Annotated in this window: 27 protein-coding genes, 1 tRNA gene and 1 riboswitch; of the genes, 10 read left to right on the forward strand and 18 right to left on the reverse strand. The window is 59.7% G+C overall.

What is annotated here, in order from left to right:
• Positions 1-206 precede the first annotated feature (206 nt).
• Positions 207-282 (reverse strand) — tRNA-Ile (locus HMPREF3140_RS25880).
• Positions 283-406: 124 nt separating this feature from the next.
• Between HMPREF3140_RS25880 and mug the strand changes: the two genes are divergently transcribed.
• Positions 407-913, forward strand: a complete 507-nt coding sequence (mug, locus tag HMPREF3140_RS25885; protein WP_002917636.1) for a G/U mismatch-specific DNA glycosylase — start codon at positions 407-409, stop codon at positions 911-913.
• A 99-nt stretch (positions 914-1012) separates the two neighbouring features.
• Here the strand turns inward: mug and rpoD are convergent, their stop codons facing one another.
• The 3 genes from rpoD to rpsU form a co-directional block, all read right to left on the reverse strand.
• A complete protein-coding gene (rpoD, locus tag HMPREF3140_RS25890) occupies positions 1013-2854 on the reverse strand; it encodes an RNA polymerase sigma factor RpoD (RefSeq protein ID WP_004174339.1) in 1842 nt (613 codons plus the stop codon).
• Positions 2855-3072: 218 nt separating this feature from the next.
• The gene (dnaG, locus tag HMPREF3140_RS25895; protein WP_004149864.1) at positions 3073-4818 is read right to left on the reverse strand and encodes a DNA primase; all 1746 of its coding nucleotides are present in this window, start codon (positions 4816-4818) and stop codon (positions 3073-3075) included.
• A gap of 111 nt (positions 4819-4929) precedes the next feature.
• Positions 4930-5145, reverse strand: a complete 216-nt coding sequence (gene rpsU, locus HMPREF3140_RS25900; protein WP_001144069.1) for a 30S ribosomal protein S21 — start codon at positions 5143-5145, stop codon at positions 4930-4932.
• A gap of 237 nt (positions 5146-5382) precedes the next feature.
• Here rpsU and tsaD point away from each other — a divergent pair, with 237 nt between their 5' ends.
• Positions 5383-6396: a tRNA (adenosine(37)-N6)-threonylcarbamoyltransferase complex transferase subunit TsaD gene (gene tsaD / locus HMPREF3140_RS25905; protein WP_004185679.1), complete on the forward strand. Its 1014-nt coding sequence runs from the start codon at positions 5383-5385 to the stop codon at positions 6394-6396.
• Between the two features lie 44 nt (positions 6397-6440).
• Here tsaD and HMPREF3140_RS25910 read toward each other — a convergent pair whose 3' ends face one another.
• The 8 genes from HMPREF3140_RS25910 to HMPREF3140_RS25945 all read right to left on the reverse strand — a co-directional run bounded on the left by HMPREF3140_RS25910 (position 6441) and on the right by HMPREF3140_RS25945 (position 13152).
• Entirely contained in the window at positions 6441-8048 is a 1608-nt protein-coding gene (locus tag HMPREF3140_RS25910) for a purine-cytosine permease family protein (protein ID WP_032412428.1), read from the reverse strand.
• A 153-nt stretch (positions 8049-8201) separates the two neighbouring features.
• Entirely contained in the window at positions 8202-8819 is a 618-nt protein-coding gene (gene ureG / locus HMPREF3140_RS25915; protein WP_023288006.1) for an urease accessory protein UreG, read from the reverse strand.
• Positions 8820-8827: 8 nt separating this feature from the next.
• A complete protein-coding gene (locus HMPREF3140_RS25920; RefSeq protein ID WP_016532672.1) occupies positions 8828-9502 on the reverse strand; it encodes an urease accessory protein UreF in 675 nt (224 codons plus the stop codon).
• A 1-nt stretch (position 9503) separates the two neighbouring features.
• A complete protein-coding gene (gene ureE / locus HMPREF3140_RS25925; protein WP_004215466.1) occupies positions 9504-9980 on the reverse strand; it encodes an urease accessory protein UreE in 477 nt (158 codons plus the stop codon).
• Positions 9981-9989: 9 nt separating this feature from the next.
• Positions 9990-11693: an urease subunit alpha gene (gene ureC / locus HMPREF3140_RS25930; RefSeq protein ID WP_015958999.1), complete on the reverse strand. Its 1704-nt coding sequence runs from the start codon at positions 11691-11693 to the stop codon at positions 9990-9992.
• Positions 11686-12006, reverse strand: coding sequence for an urease subunit beta (locus HMPREF3140_RS25935; RefSeq protein ID WP_002916872.1), 321 nt, complete (start codon positions 12004-12006; stop codon positions 11686-11688). The genes ureC and HMPREF3140_RS25935 overlap by 8 nt, the downstream gene beginning before the upstream one ends.
• 9 nt (positions 12007-12015) lie before the next feature.
• Positions 12016-12318 (reverse strand): urease subunit gamma, encoded by a 303-nt coding sequence (locus tag HMPREF3140_RS25940; protein ID WP_002916871.1) that lies wholly within the window; start codon positions 12316-12318, stop codon positions 12016-12018.
• Positions 12319-12327: 9 nt separating this feature from the next.
• Positions 12328-13152, reverse strand: coding sequence for an urease accessory protein UreD (locus HMPREF3140_RS25945; protein WP_004174349.1), 825 nt, complete (start codon positions 13150-13152; stop codon positions 12328-12330).
• Between HMPREF3140_RS25945 and HMPREF3140_RS25950 the strand changes: the two genes are divergently transcribed.
• Complete coding sequence (locus tag HMPREF3140_RS25950) at positions 13142-13288, forward strand: short-chain dehydrogenase (protein ID WP_004144529.1); 147 nt, start codon at positions 13142-13144, stop codon at positions 13286-13288. The two genes, HMPREF3140_RS25945 and HMPREF3140_RS25950, sit on opposite strands and share 11 nt — an antisense overlap.
• 10 nt (positions 13289-13298) lie before the next feature.
• Here HMPREF3140_RS25950 and HMPREF3140_RS29030 read toward each other — a convergent pair whose 3' ends face one another.
• Together HMPREF3140_RS29030 and plsY are read right to left on the reverse strand one after the other, a co-directional pair.
• Positions 13299-13418 carry a hypothetical protein gene (locus HMPREF3140_RS29030; protein ID WP_020324810.1) on the reverse strand — a complete coding sequence of 40 codons (120 nt, stop codon included), beginning with the start codon at positions 13416-13418 and terminating at the stop codon, positions 13299-13301.
• A gap of 131 nt (positions 13419-13549) precedes the next feature.
• Positions 13550-14167: a glycerol-3-phosphate 1-O-acyltransferase PlsY gene (gene plsY / locus HMPREF3140_RS25960; protein WP_004144530.1), complete on the reverse strand. Its 618-nt coding sequence runs from the start codon at positions 14165-14167 to the stop codon at positions 13550-13552.
• 107 nt (positions 14168-14274) lie between these two features.
• Here plsY and folB point away from each other — a divergent pair, with 107 nt between their 5' ends.
• Positions 14275-14658 carry a bifunctional dihydroneopterin aldolase/7,8-dihydroneopterin epimerase gene (gene folB, locus HMPREF3140_RS25965; protein ID WP_004150923.1) on the forward strand — a complete coding sequence of 128 codons (384 nt, stop codon included), beginning with the start codon at positions 14275-14277 and terminating at the stop codon, positions 14656-14658.
• A 198-nt stretch (positions 14659-14856) separates the two neighbouring features.
• On the forward strand, positions 14857-15678 hold the full coding sequence (gene bacA / locus HMPREF3140_RS25970) for an undecaprenyl-diphosphate phosphatase (RefSeq protein WP_004144532.1): 822 nt from the start codon (positions 14857-14859) through the stop codon (positions 15676-15678).
• Positions 15679-15689: 11 nt separating this feature from the next.
• Here bacA and HMPREF3140_RS25975 read toward each other — a convergent pair whose 3' ends face one another.
• Both HMPREF3140_RS25975 and HMPREF3140_RS25980 read right to left on the reverse strand, forming a co-directional pair.
• The gene (locus tag HMPREF3140_RS25975) at positions 15690-16931 is read right to left on the reverse strand and encodes a multifunctional CCA addition/repair protein (RefSeq protein WP_070553168.1); all 1242 of its coding nucleotides are present in this window, start codon (positions 16929-16931) and stop codon (positions 15690-15692) included.
• Between the two features lie 61 nt (positions 16932-16992).
• Positions 16993-17613, reverse strand: coding sequence for a TIGR04211 family SH3 domain-containing protein (locus tag HMPREF3140_RS25980; protein WP_002916862.1), 621 nt, complete (start codon positions 17611-17613; stop codon positions 16993-16995).
• Between the two features lie 214 nt (positions 17614-17827).
• Here HMPREF3140_RS25980 and HMPREF3140_RS25985 point away from each other — a divergent pair, with 214 nt between their 5' ends.
• The 3 genes from HMPREF3140_RS25985 to hldE are packed head-to-tail and all read left to right on the forward strand — an operon-like array spanning position 17828 to position 23476.
• Positions 17828-19126, forward strand: a complete 1299-nt coding sequence (locus tag HMPREF3140_RS25985) for a CYTH domain-containing protein (protein ID WP_032412426.1) — start codon at positions 17828-17830, stop codon at positions 19124-19126.
• Between the two features lie 20 nt (positions 19127-19146).
• Positions 19147-21984: a bifunctional [glutamate--ammonia ligase]-adenylyl-L-tyrosine phosphorylase/[glutamate--ammonia-ligase] adenylyltransferase gene (gene glnE / locus HMPREF3140_RS25990; protein WP_070553170.1), complete on the forward strand. Its 2838-nt coding sequence runs from the start codon at positions 19147-19149 to the stop codon at positions 21982-21984.
• A 58-nt stretch (positions 21985-22042) separates the two neighbouring features.
• A complete protein-coding gene (hldE, locus tag HMPREF3140_RS25995; RefSeq protein ID WP_002916858.1) occupies positions 22043-23476 on the forward strand; it encodes a bifunctional D-glycero-beta-D-manno-heptose-7-phosphate kinase/D-glycero-beta-D-manno-heptose 1-phosphate adenylyltransferase HldE in 1434 nt (477 codons plus the stop codon).
• 77 nt (positions 23477-23553) lie between these two features.
• Here the strand turns inward: hldE and HMPREF3140_RS29035 are convergent, their stop codons facing one another.
• Entirely contained in the window at positions 23554-23703 is a 150-nt protein-coding gene (locus HMPREF3140_RS29035; protein ID WP_004144536.1) for a hypothetical protein, read from the reverse strand.
• On the opposite strand from HMPREF3140_RS29035, the gene glgS reads away from it, so the two are divergent.
• A complete protein-coding gene (gene glgS, locus HMPREF3140_RS26005; RefSeq protein WP_002916857.1) occupies positions 23695-23892 on the forward strand; it encodes a cell surface composition regulator GlgS in 198 nt (65 codons plus the stop codon). The two genes, HMPREF3140_RS29035 and glgS, sit on opposite strands and share 9 nt — an antisense overlap.
• Positions 23893-23927: 35 nt before the next feature.
• Here the strand turns inward: glgS and ubiK are convergent, their stop codons facing one another.
• On the reverse strand, positions 23928-24200 hold the full coding sequence (gene ubiK / locus HMPREF3140_RS26010; protein WP_002916856.1) for a ubiquinone biosynthesis accessory factor UbiK: 273 nt from the start codon (positions 24198-24200) through the stop codon (positions 23928-23930).
• Positions 24201-24320: 120 nt separating this feature from the next.
• Positions 24321-24472: riboswitch (FMN riboswitch) on the forward strand.
• A 105-nt stretch (positions 24473-24577) separates the two neighbouring features.
• On the opposite strand from ubiK, the gene ribB reads away from it, so the two are divergent.
• Positions 24578-25231, forward strand: a complete 654-nt coding sequence (gene ribB / locus HMPREF3140_RS26015) for a 3,4-dihydroxy-2-butanone-4-phosphate synthase (RefSeq protein WP_004174356.1) — start codon at positions 24578-24580, stop codon at positions 25229-25231.
• Positions 25232-25273 lie beyond the last annotated feature (42 nt).

The following is a 25273-nucleotide window of genomic DNA, read 5'->3' on the forward strand; positions in this document are numbered from 1 at the left end:
AAGAAATGACCTGCTTATTCGCACCTTCCTTAGCGTAAGCGCAAATTTTCCCTGCGTTATAACGGACTTTTTATCCTCTTAATGGGATAGCGACAACACGCTAAGCCATGCGCGCTGCTCAGCGGTTTGTGGTGCCATTTTAAAATTCAGGAACAAAAAAGCCACTCTTTCGAGTGGCTTAATTATATGATTTTAAAGCTAAAATTTGGTGGCCCCTGTTGGGTTTGAACCAACGACCAAGCGATTATGAGTCGCCTGCTCTAACCACTGAGCTAAGGGGCCGTGGCGAGGGATTATAAAGTAACTGGCGATTGCAATCCAGCGTAAAGCGCGCAGCTGCTGTTTTTATAAACAATGCATTTTCAATCCTTTATAATCATGTTTTAGCCATACAGCCGGAGAAAACATGATTAGCGATATCCTTGCGCCGGGCCTGCGCGTTGTCTTTTGCGGTATCAACCCGGGGAAGTCCTCTGCCCATACCGGCTTTCATTTTGCCCATCCTGGCAATCGCTTCTGGAAGGTCATCCATCAGGCCGGGTTCACCGATCGGCAGCTCAGGCCGGAAGAGGAGCTGCAGCTGCTGGATACGCGCTGCGGCATCACCATGCTGGTAGAGCGTCCGACGGTGCAGGCCAGCGAGGTCGCCTTGCAGGAGCTGCGCAGCGGCGGCCGTGAGCTGGTGCGGAAAATTGAAGAGTATCAGCCGCAGGCGCTGGCGGTGCTCGGCAAGCAGGCCTTCGAGCTGGCCTTTAACCAGCGCGGCGCGAAGTGGGGGAAACAGGCCATGACCATCGGGACGACCCAGGTGTGGGTGCTGCCTAATCCCAGCGGCTTAAACCGGGCGACGCTCGATAAGCTGGTGGCGGCCTATCGTGAACTGGACGATGCCCTGGCAACCCGCGGCCAGTAGCGGAGAGAGGCGACTTTCCCGGGATGGCCACCTGAACGCCATAAAAAAAGCTCCCCGCAGGGAGCTTTTTAACAGGCTGTAGACGATGCCCCGCGACGATTAATCGTCGAGGAAGCTACGCAGCACTTCAGAACGGCTCGGGTGGCGCAGTTTACGCAGCGCCTTCGCTTCGATCTGACGGATACGTTCGCGGGTAACGTCGAACTGTTTACCCACTTCTTCCAGCGTGTGGTCGGTGTTCATGTCGATACCGAAACGCATACGCAGCACTTTCGCTTCACGAGCGGTGAGGCCGGCCAGCACGTCATGCGTTGCCGCGCGCAGGCTCTCGGTGGTCGCAGAATCCAGCGGCAGCTCGAGGGTGGTATCCTCGATGAAATCCCCCAGATGCGAATCTTCATCGTCGCCGATCGGCGTTTCCATGGAGATAGGCTCTTTGGCGATCTTCAGCACTTTACGGATTTTGTCTTCCGGCATCAGCATACGCTCAGCCAGCTCTTCCGGGGTCGGTTCACGGCCCATCTCCTGCAGCATCTGACGGGAGATACGGTTGAGCTTGTTAATGGTCTCAATCATATGCACCGGAATACGGATGGTGCGCGCCTGGTCCGCGATAGAGCGGGTGATGGCCTGACGGATCCACCAGGTGGCGTAGGTCGAGAACTTGTAGCCGCGACGGTATTCGAACTTATCGACCGCTTTCATCAGACCGATGTTGCCTTCCTGAATCAGGTCGAGGAACTGCAGACCGCGGTTGGTGTATTTCTTGGCGATAGAGATAACCAGACGCAGGTTCGCTTCAACCATCTCTTTCTTCGCACGACGGGCTTTCGCTTCGCCGATGGACATGCGACGGTTGATATCTTTAACCTGCTCGATGGTCAGGCCGGTCTCTTCTTCAATCTGCTGCAGCTTCTGCAGGCCGCGCTGCACATCTTCTTTCACTTCCAGCAGCTTCTCAGACCACGGCTTGTTCATTGCCACCGCGGCGTTGAACCAGGTTTCGCTGGTTTCGTTGCCGGTGAACAGGGTGATGAAGTTTTTCTTCGGCATTTTGCACTGCTCAACGCACAGCTTCATGATGATACGTTCCTGAGTACGAACGCGATCCATCATGCTGCGCATGCTGTTGACCAGGTAATCGAACTGCTTCGGCACCAGGCGGAACTGCTTGAAGACTTCAGACAGCTTCAGGATCTCTTCCTGGGCGGCGGCATGGCTACGACCTTTGGCTTTGATGGTGTCGCGCGTCAGCTCGTACTGGGTACGCAGCTCGGCGAATTTCTCACGGGCCAGCTCTGGGTCGATGCTGTTGTCGTCATCGCTGTTGTCGTCGGCGTCTTCATCTTCGTCTTCGTCTTCGTCGTCATCCATCTCTTCCTGAGACAGCTCGGAGCCAACGTGGGTGGCGGTTGGCGCCATATCTTCTTCGGCGTTCGGATCGACGAAACCGGTGATCAGATCGGACAGACGGGCTTCTTCCGCTTCAACGCGGTCGTACTGCTCAAGCAGGTAGGTGATCGCTTCCGGATATTCGGCAACGGAGCACTGCACCTGATTGATGCCGTCTTCGATGCGTTTGGCGATGTCAATTTCGCCTTCACGGGTCAGCAGCTCTACGGTACCCATTTCACGCATGTACATACGCACCGGGTCGGTCGTGCGCCCGATTTCGGATTCCACGCTGGAGAGCACCTGCGCGGCGGCTTCGGCAGCATCTTCATCCGCGGTGTTTTCGGCAAGCATCAGATCATCGGCATCCGGTGCTTCTTCCATCACCTGAATACCCATGTCGTTGATCATTTGGATGATGTCTTCGATCTGATCGGAATCGACGATATCTTCCGGCAGATGGTCATTGACCTCGGCATAGGTCAGATAGCCTTGCTCCTTACCACGTTGGACAAGAAGCTTCAGCTGTGACTGCGGGTTTTGCTCCATAAGACGGTATCCACACTTAATTCGTTTGATTGGTGTCGGCAGACGGGCTGTCGACATTTAAAGCGAGGGCGTACTTATATTATTGCCGCTGCGCCTCTGCGCGGCTGTCGGGGGCTTCCCGATCGATACTCGGCACTTAAGCCGTTAAATACTTTTCCTTCACGTTGTTCTGCGTTTTCTTACTGCTTTGATACAACGTGAAGGATATTGTCTGTCATTTATTTTTTCGCCAGCTCCTGGCTGATGGTCCAGAGCTCCCGGCGTTCTTCACTGCTTAAACCGTGTGTGCGATCGCGAGCTATCAACTCTTCCTGTCGCAGTTCCAGCAGTGAATCAAACATATGGTTGAGCGAGTCGGTGAAGGTTTGTTCAGCGATGTCTTTATCTGCTATATCGTCCCACATCGACAGTTTTTCAAGGGTTGCCGCCTCTTTTGTGCCGCGATATTGCTCTAAAAGTTGCCCGGTTGTCAGACCAGGCTGCGCCAGACAGCTCTTCACCAGTTCGCTGAACAGGCTCAGTCCCGGCATTTTGCGCGAGTCCAGTCCCTCCAGCGGCGGGACTAACGGCGCCAGATCCGGGTTTTGCACCAGCAGTCCTATCAGTATACGCATGGTCGTGCGTTTTAGCTGCGGTGCGGGACGCGGCGCGCCATTTTCCGCCTGTTTTGGCATTAATCGTTCAAGCTGCGCGTCATCTAAAATGCCCAGCTTATTGCCCAACTCCTGACGCAAATAGATGCGCAGCGTTTCGCCCGGGACCTGGGTTATCAGCGGCAGCGCCAGCGTGCTCAGCTGCGCGCGCCCGTCCGGAGTACTCAGATCGACCTGCGGCAGCAGGCTGTTAAACAAGAACGTGGAGAGCGGCTGAGCCTGCTCCATCCGCGCCTCGAACGCCGCTTTGCCCTCTTTACGCACCAGCGTATCAGGGTCTTCGCCGTCAGGCAGAAACATAAAGCGTAGCTGGCGACCATCGGTCATGTACGGCAGCGCCGTCTCCAGCGCGCGCCAGGCGGCATCGCGGCCGGCCCGGTCGCCGTCGTAGCAGCAGATGACGTTATTGGTCACCCGGAACAGCAGCTGGATATGGTCGGCCGTGGTCGAGGTACCCAGCGAGGCCACGGCATAATTAATGTCGTACTGCGCCAGCGCCACGACGTCCATATACCCTTCGACAACCAGCAAACGCGGTGGTTCGGGGTTATCCTGCTGCGCTTCATACAGGCCATACAGCTGGCGGCCTTTATGGAATATGTCGGTTTCCGGGGAGTTCAGATACTTCGGCAGGGCATCGCCCAGCACCCGTCCGCCAAACCCAATCACCCGGCCTCGCTTATCGCGGATGGGGAACATCACCCGTTCGCGGAAGCGGTCGTAACTGCGTCCCTGATCGTTGGTGACCAGCATGCCGGCATCAATAAGCGACTGGCGGTTTTCCTGATTGCCGCCAAACCGTTTTAAAACGTTATCCCAACCTGGGGGAGCATAGCCGATGGCAAAGCGCGTAATCACCTCGCTGCTTAACCCCCGTTTCGCCAGGTACTGGCGCGCAGGATCGGCGGCGGGCTGCATCAGAGACTGTTGATAAAACGCATTCAGACCATCCAGTAACTGGTAGAGGTTCTGCCGTTGATGGCGCTCTATCTGGCTGGGTCCGTTGCCTGCTTCATAAGGCACTTCGAGGTTGTGCATGGCGGCCAGCTCTTCGACCGTTTCCACGAACTCGAGCTTGTCGTAGTTCATCAGGAAGTCGATAGCATTGCCGTGCGCCCCGCAGCCGAAGCAGTGGTAAAACTGTTTTTCACCGTTGACGGTGAAAGAGGGGGTTTTTTCGTTATGGAACGGACAGCACGCGTGAAAATTTTTGCCCTGCTTTTTCAGCTTTACCCGCGCATCGATCAGATCGACGATGTCGGTTCTGGCAAGCAGATCGCTAATAAATACACGTGGAATTCGTCCAGCCATAAGCCCCGTTATTTCTGATGACTATAAACGAAAATAAGCCGCGCATTCCTTTCGGAAGCACGGCCTTACAACTACAACTCGGTCTGAATTGAGAGCGTCGCTCTCAACAGATTAGTACAGACGAGTACGGCGTGCGTTTTCGCGAGCCAGTTTCTTCGCGTGACGTTTCACTGCAGAAGCTTTAGCGCGCTTACGTTCGGTAGTCGGTTTTTCATAGAACTCACGACGACGAACTTCCGCCAGAACACCTGCTTTTTCGCAGGAACGCTTGAAGCGACGCAGAGCTACGTCGAACGGCTCGTTTTCACGTACTTTAATTACCGGCATGTGCCTCTCACCTTTGATTAATTCGGTTTGCCGCTGGCCGCAATGCCAGCTTATTTCAAAATGGTGCGGAATTTTACTGCAACTACTGCTGCTTTGTAAAGCACCGGCGCCTTTTTTGAAAGGGACTTTTATAAGGGTGAGGAGTATACACGAAGAGAGCACCAGGGGTGAGCAAAGTTTTACATCGCCGGCCATTGGACCTACACTGCGCGGTATTGAAGCGAGGTAAAACAACTCATGCGTGTACTGGGCATTGAAACATCCTGCGATGAAACCGGCATCGCGATTTATGACGACCAGCAAGGTCTGTTAGCCAACCAATTGTATAGTCAGGTGAAACTGCATGCGGATTACGGCGGCGTGGTGCCGGAGCTGGCATCGCGCGACCACGTGCGCAAAACGGTGCCGCTGATCCAGGCGGCGCTGAAAGAAGCCGGTCTGACGGCGAAAGATATCGACGCCGTCGCCTATACGGCGGGTCCAGGCCTGGTCGGCGCGCTGCTGGTCGGGGCGACCGTTGGCCGGTCGCTAGCCTTCGCCTGGAACGTGCCGGCGATCCCGGTACACCATATGGAAGGGCATCTGCTGGCGCCGATGCTGGAAGATAATCCGCCGGCGTTCCCGTTCGTCGCGCTGCTGGTTTCCGGCGGCCACACCCAGTTGATTAGCGTCACCGGTATTGGTCAGTATGAACTGTTGGGCGAGTCGATTGACGATGCGGCGGGCGAAGCCTTTGATAAGACGGCGAAGCTGCTGGGACTGGATTATCCCGGCGGGCCGATGCTGTCGAAAATGGCGTCCCAGGGCACCGAAGGCCGCTTTGTCTTCCCGCGGCCGATGACCGACCGTCCGGGGCTGGACTTCAGCTTCTCCGGCCTGAAGACCTTCGCCGCCAACACCATTCGCGGCAACGGCGACGATGAGCAAACCCGCGCCGACATCGCCCGGGCGTTTGAGGATGCGGTCGTCGATACGCTGATGATTAAATGTCGCCGCGCGCTGGAGCAAACCGGCTTTAAGCGTCTGGTGATGGCGGGAGGCGTGAGCGCCAACCGTACCCTGCGGGCGAAGCTGGCGGAGATGATGCAAAAACGCGGCGGCGAGGTGTTCTACGCCCGCCCTGAGTTCTGTACTGACAACGGCGCGATGATCGCCTACGCCGGCATGGTGCGTCTGCAAACCGGCGCCAAAGCCGAGCTCGGCGTGACGGTTCGCCCGCGCTGGCCGCTGGCCGAACTGCCTGCCGCCTAACGCATCCTGAAACAGGCCGACGTCACGTCGGCCTGCCTTCCTGACTACTCCATACTTTTACACAGCGAGCAGATGGCTCCCTGATGCTTGTGCGAGTGCATCACGTCCGGGCGCTCGTACTCTTCCTCACAGCTAACGCATTGATACACGGTGGTGGAGGGGTTCCCCGCCGCGTCATAGCGCGGCTCGGCGATGCCGTCATCCACCTGCTTAATATAGTAGCGCCCGCGGGTAAGGAGCCCCATCAGCGGGGTCATGACAAAGGCGACGACCAGCGCAATCAGCGGCGAGAACGGCGCCAGCGTCGCCCCCAGCAGACCGAAGAAGGCGCAGATCGACAGCCCGGCGGCCAGACCAAAGGAGACCACGCCCACCGGGTTAACGTTGTAGATCATGCCGCGACGATACTCCGGCTGCGTCGGCGCCAGCTTGAGCAAGCCTTTATTAAAGGTGATGTCGGTCGCCACCACCACGACCCAGGCGATAGCGAAGTTGGAGTAAAAGCCGAGGATCCACGACAGGGCGCTGAACATATCGCCTTCCATCAGCGCCAGGGCAATCGCCAGGTTGACCACCACAAAAATAATCCGTCCCGGATAGCGTTTGGTGGTGCGGGTCCAGGCGCTGGTCCACGCCAGCGAGCCGGAGTAGGCATTGGTGACGTTAATTTTGATCTGCGAGATCACCACCAGCACCACCGCCAGCGTCAGGGCCAGCCAGCCGGGCACCAGGTTATCGAAGACGCTGACGAACTGCTGCACCGGTTCGGTATTGGGCACCGCCGGGAAACGGGTCAACAGATAGAAGCCGAGGAAGGCGCCGATGATCTGTTTGATCGCGCCTAACACCACCCAGCCCGGGCCGGCGGAAAAGACCGCCAGCCACCAGCTTTTACGGTTCTCCGCGGTCTTAGGCGGCATAAAGCGCAGGTAATCAATTTGCTCGCCAATCTGCATGATCAGCGACAGGCATACCCCGGCGCCGAGCATGATGGCGGTGATATCCACCGTCGACGCGCTGTTTTTACCGGCGAAATGCAGGAAGCCGTCCACCAGCTGCGGATCTTTGACAATCAGCCACACCACCGGCACCACCATCAGCACCAGCCACAGCGGCGTGGTCCACACCTGCAGGCGGGTCAGAGCTTTCATGCCATAGACCACCAGCGGGAGCACCATCAGGGTGGCGATCAGATACCCCATCCACAGCGGGATCCCGAGGCCCACCAGCAGCCCCTGGGCCATGATCGAGCCTTCGAGGGCGAAGAAGATAAAGGTGAAGCCGGCAAAAATAATGCTGGTGATCACCGAGCCGAAATAGCCGAAGCCGGCGCTGCGGGTGATCAGGTCAAGGTCAATGTTGTAGCGCGCGGCGGTGATCGCCAGCGGAATGCCGGTGAGGAAGATCACCAGCGCCGCCACCAGGATCGAATAGATGGCGTTGCTGGTGCCCCAGGCCATACCGATGCTGGCGCCGATGGAAAAGTCGGCCAGATAGGCGATGCCGCCCAGCGCGGTGACCGCGACGACGCCCGGACCCCAGCGGCGGAAGCTCAGCGGGGCGTAACGTAAGGTGTAATCTTCTAAGGTTTCCCGGGAGCCGGAAGTCCGCGTTGTCGCGGGTAATTCAGGGTTAAGATCCAGTGATGACATAGTCATTCCTTAATGGTTAGGCATGACTTGAATTAGCAAACCTTATGCCATATTGCAGGGCAGGCGTGGCGCGGAGGTGGAGGCAGGATGATATAAAGAGAGAGCAGAGGCTGCACCATCCGGACGCGCTTGCGCCCGGCTGGTGCAACAGGCCTATTTGCCAAGCATGCCTTTGTCTTCGAGGAAGGCGATAATGGTGCTCAGGCCGTCGCCCTGCTTCAGATTGGTGAAGGTCCATGGGCGATCGCCGCGCATACGCTGGGTATCGCTCGCCATCACCTCCAGCGACGCGCCCACATAGGGGGCAAGGTCGGTTTTATTGATCACCAGGAAATCGGATTTGGTGATCCCCGGTCCGCCTTTGCGCGGGATCTTCTCCCCTTCGGCCACATCGATGACGTAGATGGTCAGATCCGCCAGCTCCGGGCTGAAGGTGGCGCTCAGGTTATCGCCGCCGCTTTCCACGAAGATAAGGTCGAGGTTACCGAACTTTTCACTCAGCGCTTCCACGGCGGCGAGGTTCATTGAGGCATCTTCGCGGATCGCCGTATGCGGGCAGCCGCCGGTTTCCACACCGACGATGCGTTCAGGCGCCAGCGCGCCCGCTTCGGTGAGGATGCGCTGATCTTCTTTGGTATAGATGTCGTTAGTGACCACCGCCAGCTGCCAGGTATCGCGCATCGCTTTACACAGCGCTTCCAGCAGAGCTGTTTTACCGGAGCCGACCGGGCCGCCGACGCCGACGCGCAGCGGGTGTTTATAAAAGTTCATGGCTTCTCCTAGGAACGGAATAATCGAGAGTATTGGGTTTCATGCCGGGCAGAGGCGATGGCGGCGAGCGGGGTGGCCGATCCGATATCGCCGTCCGGCGCGGCCAGCGCGCGGGGCATCTCGGCCGCGTAGTGGTCACAAAGACGTAAAATCAGCTGCTGGGCGGCCTGCTGGCCGAAGGGGACCAGCTTGACGCCGGCCATCACGGCGCTCTCAATCCAGCTATAGCCCAGGCTGAGGGCCATCTCGGGCAGGGCGATACGCCAGCGCACGCCGAGCCAGGCCATCCCGGCGAGCTGGCTTTGCTGGCACAGGGAGCGCCACGGCGGCGGACAGTCCGGCTGCCAGTCGCTCAGCAGACGGGCAAACGCCGCGCCGCGGTTGCGCTCTTCCTCCCGCAGTTCACGAGTTTCCCGGCAGGCCAGCAGATAGGCGGTCCAGCGCTGGGCCGCAGCGATATCGCCTTGTTCGCAGGCGCGGTACAGGCGGGCGAACAGCGGCAGGTCAACGGTAAAAAAGCCTTCCGTCATCTGGCGTCGCTGCCAGCGCTCGAAGGCCGCGACGTCCGGCACCCAGCCGGCTTCCACAGCCCACTCCAGCCCCTGGGACCAGCTGTAACCCCCTACCGGCAGGTTGCTGCTGGCCAGCTGCATCAGCCGCAGGCGTTGTTCCGCTGTCGACATGCTAGTGGCTGTGAGCGTGGTGGTCATGATGAGCATGATGATGACCGTGGCTCTCGCTGGCGTAAGCGCCGGCTTCCGGCTCGAACGGCAGCTGGCCAAAGGTCACCGTCAGGCCGAACTGGCGCAGCATATCGTCCAGCACGTGATCGTGATGGTAGCGCAGCTCGCCAGGCATGATCTGCAGCGGCACGTGACGGTTGCCGAGGTGGTAGCAGGCCTTCGCCAGCATAAACGGATCGTCGCAGCGCACTACCGACACCCCTTCATCAGCGGCAATCACCTGCACAAACTCGGTGCCTTCTTCGTTGCTGAGCACATCGCCGCCGCGCAGCAGCAGGCCGCGGGGCAGCAGCAGGCCGGCTTCCCGGCCATCGTTGAGGGTGACCTTAACCCGGCTTTTGACGCGAACATCAATCGGCAGCGTAACGCTGGCGGTCGCGGCGCTGGGGATCTCCAGACGTTGAGTTAAATAAAGCATCCGCTCTCCTTAAAACAGAAAATATCGTTGCGCCATCGGCAGAACGTCTGCCGGCTCGCTGGTGATAAGTTCGCCATCCACCCGCACCTCATAGGTCTGGGCGTCGACGGTGATGTTAGGCTGCAGGCTGTTGTGCACCATGTCGGCTTTCTGCACCGTACGGCAGCCTTTCACCACGGCGATCGCGCTGCGCAGGTTCAGCCGCTCGGCAACGCCATTGGCTGCCGCCGCCTGCGACAGGAAGGTGAGGCGGCAGTGATGGCGGGCGCTGCCCAGCGCGCCAAACATCGGGCGGTAGTGCACCGGCTGCGGGGTCGGAATAGAGGCATTGATATCGCCCATCGGCGCGATGGCGATCATGCCGCCTTTGATCACGGTGGCCGGTTTCACGCCGAAGAAGGCTGGTGACCAGACCACGAGGTCAGCCAGCTTACCCACCTCAATGGATCCGACTTCGTGTGCGATGCCGTGGGTCAGCGCCGGGTTGATGGTGTATTTGGCGATGTAGCGCTTCACGCGGAAGTTGTCGTTATCCCCGGTTTCCTCCGCCAGCGCTCCGCGCTGCACCTTCATGCGATGCGCCACCTGCCAGGTGCGGAGAATCACTTCCCCGACGCGGCCCATGGCCTGCGAATCGGAGGAGGTGAGCGAGAAGGCGCCGAGATCGTGCAGCACGTCTTCCGCAGCGATGGTTTCCCGGCGAATGCGCGACTCGGCAAAGGCCACGTCCTCGGCGATGTCCGGGTCCAGATGGTGGCAGACCATCAGCATATCGAGATGTTCATCGATGGTGTTGAGGGTGTAGGGCAGCGTTGGGTTGGTGGACGACGGCAAAATGTTCGGGTGGGCGCAGGCGGTGATGATGTCCGGCGCATGGCCGCCGCCGGCCCCTTCGGTATGGAAGGTGTGGATGGTGCGTCCGCCGATGGCGGCGAGGGTGTCTTCCACAAAACCGGATTCATTCAGGGTGTCGCTGTGCAGGGCGACCTGGATGTCCATTTCATCGGCGACGGTTAACGCACAGTCGATCGCCGCCGGGGTGGCGCCCCAGTCCTCATGGATCTTCAGGCCAATAACGCCCGCCGCCACCTGCTCGCGCAGGGCATCCGGCTGAGAAACGTTTCCCTTGCCCAGCAGGCCGATATTGACCGGCAGGCTGTCGGCCGCCTGCAGCATGCGTGAGATATACCACGGGCCCGGGGTGCAGGTGGTGGCATGGGTGCCCGCGGCCGGGCCGGTGCCGCCGCCGACCATGGTGGTCACGCCGGAGACCAGCGCCTCTTCCGCCTGCTGCGGACAGATCCAGTGAATATGGGTATCGATCCCGCCGGCGGTGACAATTTTTCCTTCGGCGGCAATCACTTCCGTCGCGGCACCGATGGGGATGGTGACGTTGGGCTGGATGTCGGGGTTGCCGGCTTTGCCGATGGCGAAGATCCGGCCGTCCTTCACGCCGATATCGGCCTTAACGATCCCCCAGTGATCGACGATCAACGCGTTGGTGAGCACCAGGTCGACACAGTCGGCGGCCAGCATCTGCCCCTGGCCCATGCCGTCGCGGATCACTTTGCCGCCGCCGAATTTGACCTCTTCCCCGTAGGTGGTCAAATCGTCCTCCACCTCGATCCACAGCTCGGTATCTGCCAGGCGCACCTTGTCGCCGACGGTGGGGCCGAACATATCGGCATAGGCCTGGCGTGAAATATTACTCATCGTTTACCTCCAGAGGGCCCATGACCTCGCCGCGGAAGCCGAAGACGGCGCGGTGACCGGCGAAGGCCACCAGCTCGACCTCGCGTTTCTGGCCGGGTTCAAAGCGTACCGCCGTGCCCGCCGGGATATTCAGGCGATAGCCGGCGGCCTGCTGACGGTCGAACTTCAGCGCCGGGTTAACCTCGGCGAAATGGTAGTGCGAACCGACCTGAATCGGCCGATCGCCGTGGTTCTCAACGACCACGCGACAGGTTGCCCGGCCGGTATTCAGGGCTATCTGACCGGGCTTAACGTGATATTCACCGGGGATCATGGCGCTACCTCAGATAATCGGGTTGTGAACGGTGACCAGCTTCGAGCCGTCCGGGAAGGTGGCTTCGACCTGGATATCCGGGATCATTTCCGGGACGCCCTCCATCACCTGCTCGCGGGTCAGGACGTGACGGCCTTCCTCCATCAGCGAGGCCACACTTTTGCCGTCCCGAGCGCCTTCCATAATAAAGGCGCTGATCAGGGCCACGGACTCCGGATAGTTGAGCTTCAGGCCGCGGGCCAGGCGACGCTCCGCCACCAGCGCGGCGGTAAACAGCAACAGCTTGTCTTTTTCTCGGGGGGTCAGTTCCATAACGTTCTCTTAAGTCAGCCAGATTCGGGGAAGTACGGGAGATTTGCCGGTAAGATGAGGGCGCAGAAACTGCCATACGTCGCGCATCACCCGCTGGCAAATCAGATTATCGTCACTGAGGAAACGCACCGTCAGCAGGCGGTCGGTCAGGCTGGCGCCGGCGTAGAGACCGAGCGGCGCCAGCGCGTCGCGCACCCCGTCGAGCAGGGCATCGGTAGCCGGATAGCACAGTAAAGTGCCGACCCAGGGACGTTCGGCGACGCTGGAGAGCTCTCCCTCCTGCAGCTGCAGGCGCTCGACCAGCAGCGGCTCATCGTCCACCCATACCTCCAGCCGGTTGCTGAGGGTGCCGTGGCTGAAGGTTTCGCCAATCACCGGGCGGCCAAGGCAGAGCAGATCCCAGGCCAGCAGCCTGCTGGAGGCGCAAAGATGAAAGGTGGTGAACAGCCGGGCATTGGCCCCGGGAAAGAAGATGGCATCCTGCGGGAGCCACTCCAGGGTTGCCTGTGGGGCAAGGGTCAACTGCTGGCGAACTAGCGCTTGCGCGCCGCTGCTGCGGTAAAACTTGCTGGCGCCAGGCATGGTTATCAGCGTATGGCAGCCGGGGGCAAGGTGCGCGCTAATTGTCAGCTCATCACCGCCGACGATGCCGCCGGGCGGGTGAAGCAGATAGAGGTGACAGGTCTCTTCTTCCGGGTAAAACGGGCGCTGGACGGTCAGCGGGCCGACGTGTTGGGCGCTGGCGAGAACGGTCTTGCCGCCGGCCTGCTGAAAGCGGAGATCCAGCGTGGCCTGCCAGCCTTTTTTGAGTGGTGGTAACACGGTGCCGTGCAATGTTGCGCCCCTGCAAAATCAAGATAAAACAGCAGCAATGAGTATTGATCGGCGGGAGTTTATCCCGGTCATACGAAACGCTTATGTCATCCGTAACCCGGAGCGTCGCGACGGGCGCGAGGGGAAAGCGGCATAACCGCTCCGGATTATTCACCCGGATAATCTTTGCCGTCAATATCCTGATCCGCAGCCTGGGCGCGGCGGAAAAGGCGGCGGATCGGGTTGCGCCGCGCCGCCAGCCGCCAGCGCAACTTTTGCCTTTCCATGCTGCTAACGTATTGTTACAAAAGGAGGATGTGGCGATGATCGCCTTTGATTGCGAGGAAGCGTAAAAGGGCGGGTGAAAGGCGCGATTAGCGCAGGGGAGTTCCCCGGCTGGCGGAGCCGGGAGGGGAGATTACTTCTGCTCTGGCGTTTTTTTCTTCTTCACGCGGGTCCAGATTTTGCTCTCCTGGCGGCGCCACAGACGCTGAATGTTGTCGTGATGGCGCAGGAGGATCAGGCAGGAGAGCATCGACACCGGAAAGGTGTACTGCGGTTTGAACCACCAGACGTAGAACGGGGCGATCAGCGCGCTGACGATAGCGCCCAGGGAAGAGTAGCCGCTGAGCAGGATGGTCAGCAGCCAGGTCCCGGCCATCACCCCGGTGAGATCGAGCCCGATGGGGGCGATAGCGCCGAAGGCCGTGGCGACGCCTTTACCGCCGCGGAAATGAAAGAAGACTGGCCAGATATGGCCCACGCAGGCGGCAATCGCCACTAACCCCAGCCAGAACGGCGTAAGGCCCAGCGCCCAGGCGCCCCACACCGGGAGCATGCCCTTCAGCACATCAAAAATAAGTACCGCTACGGCCGCCCCTTTTCCGCCAATTCGTAGTACGTTAGTGGCCCCGGGGTTGCCTGAGCCGCTGTCGCGTGGGTCGGGCAGGCCAGCAAGGCGACATACCAGAATGGCGCTGGAAATGGAGCCGCAGAGGTAGGCGAGGAGTACCAGTCCAGGCGCGATTGCACTCATAACGCTGTTCCGTTTTGAAAATGTCGTTGTATTCTCTGCATCTGTGGATAATACGCATAATTCGCCGGAAGTGGTATCCGGTTTAGCTAAAAAGCAGGCAGGGCGTGATGGATATTGTATTTATAGAGCAACTTTCGGTAATCACCACCATTGGTGTTTATGACTGGGAACAAACCATTGAGCAGAAGCTGGTGTTCGATATCGAAATTGCATGGGATAACCGCAAGGCGGCCGCCAGCGATGATGTCAGCGATTGCCTCAGCTATGCTGATATCAGCGAGCGCGTGATCGCGCATGTGGAGGGGGGAAAATTTGCGTTAGTGGAGCGGGTGGCGGAAGAGGTGGCCGACCTGCTGCTGGAAACATTCCAGTCGCCATGGGTGCGCATAAAAGTCAGCAAACCTGGCGCCGTGGCTCGCGCGGCAAACGTCGGGGTGATTATTGAACGTGGCCTTAATCTGAAACAAAACTTTTCAGGTCATACTTGTTAAACAAATTGCGTTTATACCGGTCATAGCATCCGGTCATCAGGCAATTTTACTGGCGATGTCCTTCCAGAACGGTGGACGAATCCGTGTGTACTTCCTGTACGCTGCGGATTACGCGCGCTCTGGCAGCCGGGTTGTGCCTGTTGAACGATACCGTGTTCCTGGTTTTTTTCATTTTACTTTTTTAAAGGGTTTAATTGGATGAGCGATATACACTCGCTGCTGGTGGCGGCAATATTGGGTGTGGTTGAGGGTTTGACAGAGTTTTTACCTGTTTCCAGTACCGGTCATATGATTATTGTTGGTCACCTGCTGGGGTTTGAAGGTGATACCGCAAATACCTTTGAAGTGGTGATTCAGTTAGGTTCGATACTCGCCGTGGTGGTGATGTTCTGGCGTCGCCTGTTCGGCCTGATCGGCATCCATTTCGGGAAACCGCCGGCGCATGAAGGCCAGGGCAGCGGCCGTTTGTCGCTTATCCATATCCTTCTCGGCATGATCCCCGCGGTGGTGATGGGGCTGATTTTCCATGACACCATTAAATCCTTGTTTAACCCGGTGAACGTGATGTACGCCCTGATTGTCGGCGGCGTATTGCTGATTGCAGCGGAAGTGCTGAAGCCGAAACAGCCGCGCGCGGTCGGGATTGACGATATGACCTACCGTCAGGCGTTCGTCATCGGCTGCTTTCAGTGCCTGGCGCTGTGGCCAGGTTTCTCCCGCTCGGGGGCGACTATCTCCGGCGGCATGCTGATGGGCGTCAGCCGCTATGCGGCCTCGGAGTTCTCTTTCCTGCTGGCGGTACCGATGATGATGGGCGCCACCGTGCTGGACGTCTACAAGAGCATCGGCTTCCTGAACATGGGCGACGTCCCGATGTTCGCCGTCGGCTTCGTGATGGCGTTTATCGTGGCGCTGATTGCGATTAAAACCTTCCTGCAGCTGATCAAACGGATCTCGTTCATTCCGTTCGCTATCTACCGCTTTATCGTCGCGGCAGCGGTGTACGTGGTCTTCTTCTAAGGCCTGCGCCCTCAGCCTTGCGGCTGGGGGCAACGCTGTTCCTTCCACTGCGCTACCGCCGCAATTCTCCGCCGCGTCAGCTCCTCGCGAATTTCCGCCCCTTTAAAGCCCGCCGCCACGACCTCTTTAGTGGAGACCGACTGCGCCACTTCCCAGGCCTCCAGCAGCAGGCGCCCCTGCGGGTAATCGCTGGCCTCGAAACCGGTGCGTCCGCGGACGTCGGCTTCGCTGGTGAGCGCGATCTGCTGCACGCGCTGCGGTTTGCGCCACGCGTCAATGCTGTCGAAGAGTTTGACGAGGGTTTTCGGCTGCAGAATTGGCAGGGTGTGGATTAGGTCATGGTACTCCGCCACCAGTTTCGCGAGATCGCGGATATCGTTCGGCACCCGCAGACGCGCGCAGAGCTGCTCCACCAGCTTGACTCCCGCCGGACCATGGCCGTGGTGACGCGGCCAGAGCGCCTTCGGCGTCAGCCCTTTGCCGAGGTCATGGCACAGGGTGGCGAAACGTACGTCGACATCCGGCGACAGCATCGCGGCCATCGTGACGGTCATCAGGGTGTGCAGGCCGGTGTCGATTTCCGGATGCCATTTCGCCGGGGCCGGCACGCCGTACAGGGCGTCAATCTCCGGGAACAGCACCTTGAGGGCCTGACAGTCGCGCAGCGTCTGGAAAAATACCTGCGGGTTGCGAGTAGTTAATGCGCTTTCCGTCTCCTTCCACACCCGCTCCGGCGTTAAATGCGCCAGCTCGCCGGCCTCAACCATCGCGGCCATCAGGGCCTGGGTCTCTTCGGCAATGCGAAAACTGAGGTGGGCGTAGCGGGCGGCAAAGCGCGCGACGCGCAGCACGCGCAGCGGATCTTCACTAAACGCGGGAGAGACATGGCGCAGCAGGCGCTGACGGAGATCGTTCTGTCCGCCGTAGGGGTCGATAATTGCGCCGTCGGCATCCTGGGCGAGGGCGTTGACCGTCAGGTCGCGGCGCAGCAGATCGGCTTCGAGGGTGACGTCCGGGGCGGCATAGCAGGTAAAACCGGTATAGCCCGCGCCGGATTTGCGCTCGGTGCGGGCCAGGGCATACTCTTCCCGGCTTTGCGGATGGAGGAACACGGGAAAATCGCGGCCTACCTGTTGATAGCCCGCGTCTAGCATCTGTTGCGGGGTGGCGCCCACCACCACCCAGTCTCGGTCTTTGACCGGCAGCCCTAACAGCGCGTCACGCACCGCGCCACCGACCAGATAACTCTTCACGCCTGATTCTCCCGTATCCGTTTTTCGCAAGATGATACGTAAGTCTGGCAGAGAAGACGAATTAGTTCATCCACCGGTCTTTACGTTTGCGGCTTGGCACCAGATGCGGCAGCACCAGACCGAGCAGCAGACCGACGCCCAGCACACCGCCGCCGTACATAAACCACTGCATGATAATGGTGCGCTGTTTATCATCAAGCTGCAGATTTGCCGCATTCACCTTCTTCTGCGCGACAACCAGCTCGTTTTTCAACTTTTGGTTCTCGTCCTTCAGCGCGTTAATCACGCTGTCGCTGCCGGCGACTTTCTTCTGCATATCCGCCGTGCGCTGGTTCCAGGTGGCATCGATGTTATTCAGCTTATCGGTCAGCGTTTTGACCTGGTTTTCCAGATCCGGGACGCGGGTGCGCAGGCTGGGCTCGTTGCTCAGTTCTTTCAGCGGGATCCAGGCGGTACGGCCGTTGCTGTCGCGAATTTGCGCGTAACTGGTGCTGTCGTTCGTTTGCAGTACCGACACTTCTTCCCCGGCGTTGATGGTGCCGACCAGACGATAATTATCGCCCGGGCCGCTGCGAACCCAGGTGTTCAGCTCATCGGAAACGTAGCGCTTTTCTTCTGCGTGAACCGCCGTGGCGGCGCTAAGCGCGAGCAAAGTAAAAGTAATCAGGCGTAATTTTGGCATCAGGTCATCGTTTGGTCATAAAAAGTGGAACGATAGTAGAGGCATCGCCAGAGCGACGCAAAGTTTTCCGCCACAATCGGAATCATCCAGGAGGTGGCCCGGCAAAAAGCGCGTTGCATGGCGATTCACCGCAAAATACTATCTACTGACAAAAAATATTGTCGTAAGTTCGCCGCAATTTGTCGGCGCAGCACAGAAGCGGAAGAATTCAGTCATGGCTCAAGAAATCGAACTCAAGTTTATCGTCGCTCAGGATGGGGTAGAGACGCTGCGCGAGCAGCTCAATGCGCTCGAGGCGAAACATACGCCCGCGGGCCAGTTGCTGAACATTTATTACGAAACCGCCGATAACTGGCTGCGTCGTCACGATATGGGGCTGCGCATCCGCGGCGATCAGGGGCGTTACGAGATGACGCTGAAAATCGCCGGTCGGGTGGTCGGCGGCCTGCACCAGCGCCCGGAATATAATATTCCACTGGATAAACCGGAGCTGGCGCTTGAGCGCCTGCCGGCGGAGGTCTGGCCGCAAGGGGAACTTCCGGCCGCGCTGGCGGAGCATGTCCAGCCGCTGTTCAGCACCGATTTTGCCCGTGAACGCTGGGTGATCCAGGAAGGAAAGAGTGAGATTGAGATTGCCCTCGATCGCGGCGAAGTAAAGGCGGGCGAACATCAGGAGCCGATCTGCGAACTGGAGCTGGAGCTGCTCGCCGGGGAGACCGCCGATCTGCTGCGCCTCGCGCATCGTTTGCTGGAGAGCGGCGTCCTGCGTCAGGGGAGCCTGAGCAAAGCCGCGCGCGGGTATCATCTGGCGCAAGGTAACAATGAGCGTCCGGTGACCCGGCTGGCGGTGCTGCCGGTGGCAGCGAAGGCCAGCGTGGAGCAGGGGCTGGAGGCGGCGCTGGAGAGCGCCCTGGCGCATTGGCTGTATCACGACGAGATCTGGCTGCGCGGCAACGCAAAAGCCAAAGTGGAAATTCTGCTGGCGATAGCCCGCGTGCGCCATGCCCTCGTGCTGTTTGGCGGCATCGTGCCGCGTAAGGCGACCACCCACCTCCGCGCGTTGCTGAACGACGCCGACGCCGTTCTGCTGGCTGCGGACACCGCCGACGAAGCGTTATTCCGCACCGAGGTCGTTGGCGCCAAACTGGCCCTGACCGAATGGCTGGTCCAGCGCGGGTGGCGTCCGTTCCTCAACGAGGCGGGAGAGAAAAAAATAGCCGGCTCGTTCAAACGGTTTGCCGATATTCACCTCTCGCGGGTGGCGGCCGAGCTGCGCAGCGCCGTGCAGCATCTGGCGGTAGAAGATGCCGCTGACCAGTTGCCGAAGCTGTCCCGCGACATCGACAGCGTCCAGCTGCTGGCGGGCGCCTATGGCGACGCCGTCGCGCCCTGGCTGGAGAACTGGCAGGAACTTCAGCGTGCGATAGAGCATGACGACCGCAGCGTGTTTGAATATTTCCGTCGCCAGGCGCTGGCTGCCGAGCCGTTCTGGCTGCATAGTGGAAAACGATAATTACAGGCCAGGGAGCCCTTATGATGCCGCTTTCTCCGCAGTTACAGCAGCACTGGCAGACGGTCGCTGACCGTCTGCCAACGGATTTTCCCGTTGCCGAACTGAGCCCACAGGCCAGGTCGGTGATGGCGTTCAGCGATTTTGTCGAACAGAGTGTGATCGCTCAGCCGGGCTGGCTGAATGAGCTTGCGGACTCCGCGCCGGCGGCGGAAGAGTGGCGGCATTACGAAGCCTGGCTGCAGGAGCGCCTGCAGGCCGTCACTGACGAAGCGGGGTTGATGCGAGAGCTGCGTCTCTTCCGCCGCCAGATGATGGTCCGCATCGCCTGGGCGCAGGCGTTGTCGCTGGTGCGCGAAGAAGAGACGCTGCAGCAGCTGAGCGTCCTGGCGGAGACCCTGATTGTCGCCGCCCGCGACTGGCTGTACGCCGCCTGCTGTAAAGAGTGGGGAACGCCATGCAACGCCGAGGGTCAGCCGCAGCCGCTGCTGATCCTCGGGATGGGAAAGCTGGGCGGCGGCGAGCTGAACTTCTCTTCCGATATCGATCTGATCTTTGCCTGGCCGGAGCATGGCGCCACCCGCGGCGGCCGCCGCGAGCTGGATAACGCCCAGTTCTTTACCCGCCTGGGGCAGCGGCTTATCAAGGCGCTCGACCAGCCGACGCAGGACGGCTTTGTTTATCGGGTGGACATGCGCCTGCGGCCCTTTGGCGACAGCGGGCCGCTGGTGCTCAGCTTTGCGGCGCTGGAAGATTATTACCAGGAGCAGGGGCGGGACTGGGAACGCTACGCGATGGTGAAAGCGCGGATCATGGGCGATAACGACGGCGCCTACGCCAGCGAACTGCGCGCGATGCTTCGCCCCTTCGTCTTCCGCCGCTATATCGACTTCAGCGTGATCCAGTCGCTGCGTAACATGAAAGGCATGATCGCCCGTGAAGTGCGGCGTCGCGGGCTGAAAGACAACATCAAGCTCGGCGCCGGCGGCATTCGTGAAATTGAATTTATCGTTCAGGTCTTTCAGCTGATCCGCGGCGGTCGCGAACCTGCGCTGCAGCAGCGCGCGCTATTGCCGACACTGGCGGCGATTGATGAGCTGCATCTGCTGCCGGAAGGCGACGCGACGCTGCTGCGCGCGGCCTATCTGTTCCTGCGCCGGCTGGAAAACCTGCTGCAAAGTATCAACGATGAACAGACCCAGACCCTGCCGCAGGATGAACTGAACCGCGCCAGACTGGCGTGGGGGATGCATACCGATGACTGGGAGACGCTGAGCGCGCAGCTGGCGAACCATATGGCCAACGTACGGCGGGGGTTTAATGAACTGATCGGCGATGACGAGGCTCAGTCGCCAGATGAGCAGCTGGCCGAGTACTGGCGCGAGCTGTGGCAGGATGCGCTGGAAGAAGATGACGCCAGTCCGGCGCTGGCGCATTTAAACGACGCCGACCGCCGCAGCGTGCTGGCGCTGATTGCCGATTTCCGCAAAGAGCTGGATCGGCGCACCATCGGCCCGCGCGGCCGCCAGGTGCTGGATCAGCTGATGCCGCATCTGCTGAGCGAAATCTGCTCGCGCGCCGATGCGCCGCTGCCTCTGGCGCGGATCACGCCGCTGTTGACCGGCATCGTCACCCGCACCACCTATCTTGAACTGCTGAGCGAATTCCCCGGCGCGCTGAAACACCTGATTACGCCCTGCGCGGCATCGCCGATGGTCGCCAGCCAGCTGGCGCGCCACCCGCTGCTGCTGGATGAGCTGCTGGATCCCAACACCCTCTATCAGCCGACGGCGACCGATGCCTATCGCGACGAGCTGCGTCAGTATCTGCTGCGGGTGCCGGAAGAGGATGAAGAGCAGCAGCTGGAGGCGTTGCGCCAGTTCAAGCAGGCGCAGCAGCTACATATCGCGGCGGCGGATATCGCCGGCACCCTGCCGGTGATGAAGGTCAGCGATCATTTAACCTGGCTTGCCGAAGCGATCCTCGATGCGGTGGTGCAGCAGGCATGGGGGCAGATGGTGGCTCGCTACGGCCTGCCGACCCATCTGCACGATCGCCAGGGGCGCGGCTTCGCCGTCGTCGGCTACGGTAAGCTCGGCGGTTGGGAGCTGGGCTACAGCTCCGATCTCGACCTGGTGTTCCTCCATGACTGCCCGGCGGAGGTGATGACCGACGGCGAGCGGGAGATTGACGGCCGTCAGTTCTACCTGCGGCTGGCCCAGCGGATCATGCATCTGTTCAGCACCCGCACCTCGTCCGGTATTCTCTACGAAGTGGACGCCCGGCTGCGCCCTTCCGGCGCGGCGGGGATGCTGGTTACCACCGCTGACGCGTTTGCCGACTATCAGCAGAACGAGGCCTGGACGTGGGAGCATCAGGCGCTGGTGCGCGCCCGCGTGGTCTATGGCGACCCGGCGTTGCAGGCGCGCTTTGACGCCATTCGTCGCGATATCCTGACCACCCCGCGGGAGGGCGCAACCCTGCAGACCGAGGTTCGCGAGATGCGCGAGAAGATGCGCGCCCACCTCGGCAACAAGCATCCCAATCGTTTTGATATCAAAGCCGATGCCGGCGGGATCACGGATATTGAATTTATTACCCAGTATCTGGTCCTACGCTATGCCAGCGACAAGCCGAAGCTGACCCGCTGGTCTGATAATGTGCGTATTCTCGAGCTGCTGGCGCAGAACGACATCATGGACGAGGAGGAAGCGCGCGCCTTAACGCACGCGTACACCACCTTGCGTGACGCGCTCCATCACCTGGCCCTGCAGGAGCTGCCGGGACACGTGGCGCCAGAGGCCTTCAGCCGGGAGCGCGAGCAGGTCAGCGCCAGCTGGCAGAAATGGCTGATGGCTTAACTATAAAATCGGGTGTGCTATTATCGCGCGCAAAGTTTGCGTCTCGCAGGAGAGAGTCATGAAAGTAACGCTGCCGGAGTTTGAACGTGCAGGAGTGTTGGTGGTGGGTGATGTGATGCTGGACCGCTACTGGTACGGCCCCACCAGTCGTATTTCCCCGGAAGCCCCGGTGCCGGTGGTGAAGGTGGAAAATATCGAAGAACGTCCTGGCGGCGCGGCAAACGTAGCGATGAACATTGCCTCGCTGGGGGCAACCTCGCGCCTGGTGGGATTGACCGGGATTGATGACGCCGCCCGCGCGCTGAGCCAGGCGCTGGCCAACGTCAATGTGAAGTGCGACTTCGTCTCCGTCCCGACTCACCCGACTATCACCAAGCTGCGGGTGCTGTCGCGCAATCAACAGCTGATCCGCCTCGACTTTGAAGAGGGCTTCTCCGGCGTCGATCCGCAGCCGATGCACGAGCGCATTCAGCAGGCGCTGGGCTCTATTGGCGCGCTGGTCCTTTCGGACTATGCCAAAGGGGCGCTGACCAGCGTCCAGACCATGATCCGACTCGCACGCGAAGCGGGCGTGCCGGTGCTGATCGATCCGAAAGGCACCGATTTCGAACGCTATCGCGGCGCGACGTTGCTCACCCCGAACCTCTCTGAGTTTGAAGCGGTGGTGGGCAAGTGCCAGGATGAAGCGCAGATCGTTGAGCGCGGCATGAAGCTCATCGCCGAATTCGAACTGTCGGCGCTGCTGGTGACGCGCTCTGAGCAGGGGATGACGCTGCTGCAGCCGGGGCGTCCGCCGCTGCATATGCCGACCCAGGCCCAGGAAGTGTACGACGTGACCGGCGCCGGCGACACGGTGATTGGCGTGCTGGCGGCGACCCTGGCGTCCGGCAACACCCTGGAAGAGGCCTGCTATTTCGCTAACGCCGCGGCGGGCGTGGTGGTCGGTAAGCTGGGTACATCCACCGTTTCCCCTGTCGAGCTGGAAAACGCGGTCCGCGGCCGGGCTGAGACCGGCTTTGGCGTGATGAGCGAAGAGGAGCTCAAACAGGCGGTTGCGGCGGCGCGCAAGCGCGGCGAGAAAGTGGTGATGACCAACGGCGTCTTCGACATTCTGCATGCCGGTCATGTCTCCTATCTGGCGAATGCGCGCAAGCTGGGCGACCGTCTGATCGTGGCGGTCAACAGCGATGCCTCCACCAAACGTCTGAAAGGCGAAACCCGCCCGGTGAACCCGCTGGAACAGCGGATGATCGTGCTGGGGGCGCTGGAAGCCGTCGACTGGGTGGTCTCCTTCGAAGAAGATACTCCGCAGCGCCTGATCGCTGGCATCCTGCCGGATCTGCTGGTCAAGGGCGGCGACTACAAACCGGAGCAGATCGCCGGCAGTGAAGAGGTCTGGGCGAACGGTGGCGAAGTGCTGGTGCTCAACTTTGAAGATGGCTGCTCAACTACCAATATTATTAAGAAAATACAAAAAGATAGCGACAAATAAGCTTTTCGCTATTCACCGGTTTGTACGGTGAAGCATCACGGCCTGCGATAGACGTATCGCGGGCCGTTTTTATTTAATCATGTGGAAAATGATTTAGCGCAATAAATAATCATGTTAAGCGCATTTTTCGTACAAATCGCGTTAAGGTAAGCGTAAATACTGAAGTGAGTAAAAGGCATATGACTGATCAGAACATCCACCGCTGAAGGAGTATGCGCATGAACCATAACGATATGTATTCAATGAAGAATTTTGATTTTTTGGCGCGGAGTTTCGCCAGAATGCACGCCCAGGGCCAGCCAGTTGATCTTCAGGCCATTGTCGGCAATATGGATGAAGAACATCGTGAATGGTTTTGCCAGCGCTATGAACTGTACTGTCGCCAGGTGAGTAGTCAGGCGGAAGCCGCCCATTAAGCCAAACGCAAAACGGGCCCCCAGGGGCCCGTTTTTTACTGCTGCTCTTCGCTGCCCGGCGTCGCCGCCGGGCGGTTTTCGAGATCATTCAGGCGCTGCTCCAGCAGCGCCAGTTTTTCCCGGGTCCGCAGCAGCACCTGAGTCTGCACGTCAAACTCTTCGCGGCTAACCAGATCCAGACGGGTCAGCTGCGACTGCAGCGCCTGGCGGATTTTCTTCTCAACATCCTCACCCAGATCGCGAAGTCCTTTTGGCATCGACTCATGGACCTGGCGGGCGATTTGTTCAATTTTTTTCGGGTCAATCATGGTGGTTTCCTGCTCGGGTCGGATGATTGATCATTGTAGTGCGAACCAGGCCGCCTATAAACCAGAAATGTTTGAAGCTTATGCATTGCCGAGGATAGTCAATAGCGTTATAGTTATCTCGCTTATTCTCAGGGCGGGGCGAAATTCCCCACCGGCGGTAAATCAACCATGGCGTTGAAAGCCCGCGAGCGCTTCCCGTGACTACGGGAAGGTCAGCAGATCCGGTGTAATTCCGGGGCCGACGGTTAAAGTCCGGATGGGAGAGAGTAACGGCACAGTCGGGCCCAGGCCCGCTCGCGTTGACTTTTGCCGCTAAACCGGCGCTCCTAAGACTGCCCTGATTCTGGTAACCATAATTTTAATGAGGTTTTTTTACCATGAATCAGACGCTCCTTTCTTCTTTTGGTACCGCTTTTGAACGTGTGGAACACGCTTTGGACGCCCTGCGCGAAGGCCGCGGCGTGATGGTGCTTGATGATGAAGACCGTGAAAACGAAGGCGATATGATCTTCGCCGCTGAAACCATGACCGTTGAGCAGATGGCGCTGACCATTCGTCACGGCAGCGGCATTGTGTGCCTGTGCCTGACCGAAGATCGCCGCAAACAGCTGGATCTGCCGATGATGGTAGAGAACAACACCAGCGCCTACGGCACTGGCTTCACCGTGACCATCGAAGCGGCCGAAGGTGTGACCACCGGCGTCTCCGCTGCCGACCGCGTGACCACCGTCCGCGCGGCCATCGCCGACGGCGCGAAACCTTCCGATCTCAACCGTCCAGGTCACGTCTTCCCGCTGCGTGCGCAGCCGGGCGGCGTACTGACCCGCGGCGGCCACACCGAAGCCACTATCGACCTCGTGACCCTGGCTGGCTTTAAACCGGCAGGCGTGCTGTGCGAGCTGACCAATGACGATGGCACCATGGCCCGCGCGCCGGAGTGCATCAAGTTCGCTCAGCAGCACAATATGGCGGTAGTCACGATTGAAGATCTGGTGGCCTATCGTCGCGAACATGAGCGTAAAGCCAGCTAAATAGCGGTTCGCTATGCCCGAGCACAGCCCACTTGTTAGTGG

Origin of the sequence: Klebsiella sp. HMSC16A12 (assembly GCF_001808265.1) — a bacterium.
GTDB classification, from domain to species: domain Bacteria; phylum Pseudomonadota; class Gammaproteobacteria; order Enterobacterales; family Enterobacteriaceae; genus Klebsiella; species Klebsiella pneumoniae.

What these genes read in the sequence shown, in the direction of transcription:
- mug (WP_002917636.1), top strand. Translation starts at nt 407, where the DNA reads ATGATTAGCGATATCCTTGCGCCGGGCCTGCGCGTTGTCTTTTGCGGT.
- rpoD (WP_004174339.1), bottom strand. Translation starts at nt 2,854, where the DNA reads ATGGAGCAAAACCCGCAGTCACAGCTGAAGCTTCTTGTCCAACGTGGT.
- dnaG (WP_004149864.1), bottom strand. Translation starts at nt 4,818, where the DNA reads ATGGCTGGACGAATTCCACGTGTATTTATTAGCGATCTGCTTGCCAGA.
- rpsU (WP_001144069.1), bottom strand. Translation starts at nt 5,145, where the DNA reads ATGCCGGTAATTAAAGTACGTGAAAACGAGCCGTTCGACGTAGCTCTG.
- tsaD (WP_004185679.1), top strand. Translation starts at nt 5,383, where the DNA reads ATGCGTGTACTGGGCATTGAAACATCCTGCGATGAAACCGGCATCGCG.
- HMPREF3140_RS25910 (WP_032412428.1), bottom strand. Translation starts at nt 8,048, where the DNA reads ATGTCATCACTGGATCTTAACCCTGAATTACCCGCGACAACGCGGACT.
- ureG (WP_023288006.1), bottom strand. Translation starts at nt 8,819, where the DNA reads ATGAACTTTTATAAACACCCGCTGCGCGTCGGCGTCGGCGGCCCGGTC.
- HMPREF3140_RS25920 (WP_016532672.1), bottom strand. Translation starts at nt 9,502, where the DNA reads ATGTCGACAGCGGAACAACGCCTGCGGCTGATGCAGCTGGCCAGCAGC.
- ureE (WP_004215466.1), bottom strand. Translation starts at nt 9,980, where the DNA reads ATGCTTTATTTAACTCAACGTCTGGAGATCCCCAGCGCCGCGACCGCC.
- ureC (WP_015958999.1), bottom strand. Translation starts at nt 11,693, where the DNA reads ATGAGTAATATTTCACGCCAGGCCTATGCCGATATGTTCGGCCCCACC.
- HMPREF3140_RS25935 (WP_002916872.1), bottom strand. Translation starts at nt 12,006, where the DNA reads ATGATCCCCGGTGAATATCACGTTAAGCCCGGTCAGATAGCCCTGAAT.
- HMPREF3140_RS25940 (WP_002916871.1), bottom strand. Translation starts at nt 12,318, where the DNA reads ATGGAACTGACCCCCCGAGAAAAAGACAAGCTGTTGCTGTTTACCGCC.
- HMPREF3140_RS29030 (WP_020324810.1), bottom strand. Translation starts at nt 13,418, where the DNA reads ATGGAAAGGCAAAAGTTGCGCTGGCGGCTGGCGGCGCGGCGCAACCCG.
- plsY (WP_004144530.1), bottom strand. Translation starts at nt 14,167, where the DNA reads ATGAGTGCAATCGCGCCTGGACTGGTACTCCTCGCCTACCTCTGCGGC.
- folB (WP_004150923.1), top strand. Translation starts at nt 14,275, where the DNA reads ATGGATATTGTATTTATAGAGCAACTTTCGGTAATCACCACCATTGGT.
- bacA (WP_004144532.1), top strand. Translation starts at nt 14,857, where the DNA reads ATGAGCGATATACACTCGCTGCTGGTGGCGGCAATATTGGGTGTGGTT.
- HMPREF3140_RS25980 (WP_002916862.1), bottom strand. Translation starts at nt 17,613, where the DNA reads ATGCCAAAATTACGCCTGATTACTTTTACTTTGCTCGCGCTTAGCGCC.
- HMPREF3140_RS25985 (WP_032412426.1), top strand. Translation starts at nt 17,828, where the DNA reads ATGGCTCAAGAAATCGAACTCAAGTTTATCGTCGCTCAGGATGGGGTA.
- glnE (WP_070553170.1), top strand. Translation starts at nt 19,147, where the DNA reads ATGATGCCGCTTTCTCCGCAGTTACAGCAGCACTGGCAGACGGTCGCT.
- hldE (WP_002916858.1), top strand. Translation starts at nt 22,043, where the DNA reads ATGAAAGTAACGCTGCCGGAGTTTGAACGTGCAGGAGTGTTGGTGGTG.
- glgS (WP_002916857.1), top strand. Translation starts at nt 23,695, where the DNA reads ATGAACCATAACGATATGTATTCAATGAAGAATTTTGATTTTTTGGCG.
- HMPREF3140_RS29035 (WP_004144536.1), bottom strand. Translation starts at nt 23,703, where the DNA reads ATGGTTCATGCGCATACTCCTTCAGCGGTGGATGTTCTGATCAGTCAT.
- ubiK (WP_002916856.1), bottom strand. Translation starts at nt 24,200, where the DNA reads ATGATTGACCCGAAAAAAATTGAACAAATCGCCCGCCAGGTCCATGAG.
- ribB (WP_004174356.1), top strand. Translation starts at nt 24,578, where the DNA reads ATGAATCAGACGCTCCTTTCTTCTTTTGGTACCGCTTTTGAACGTGTG.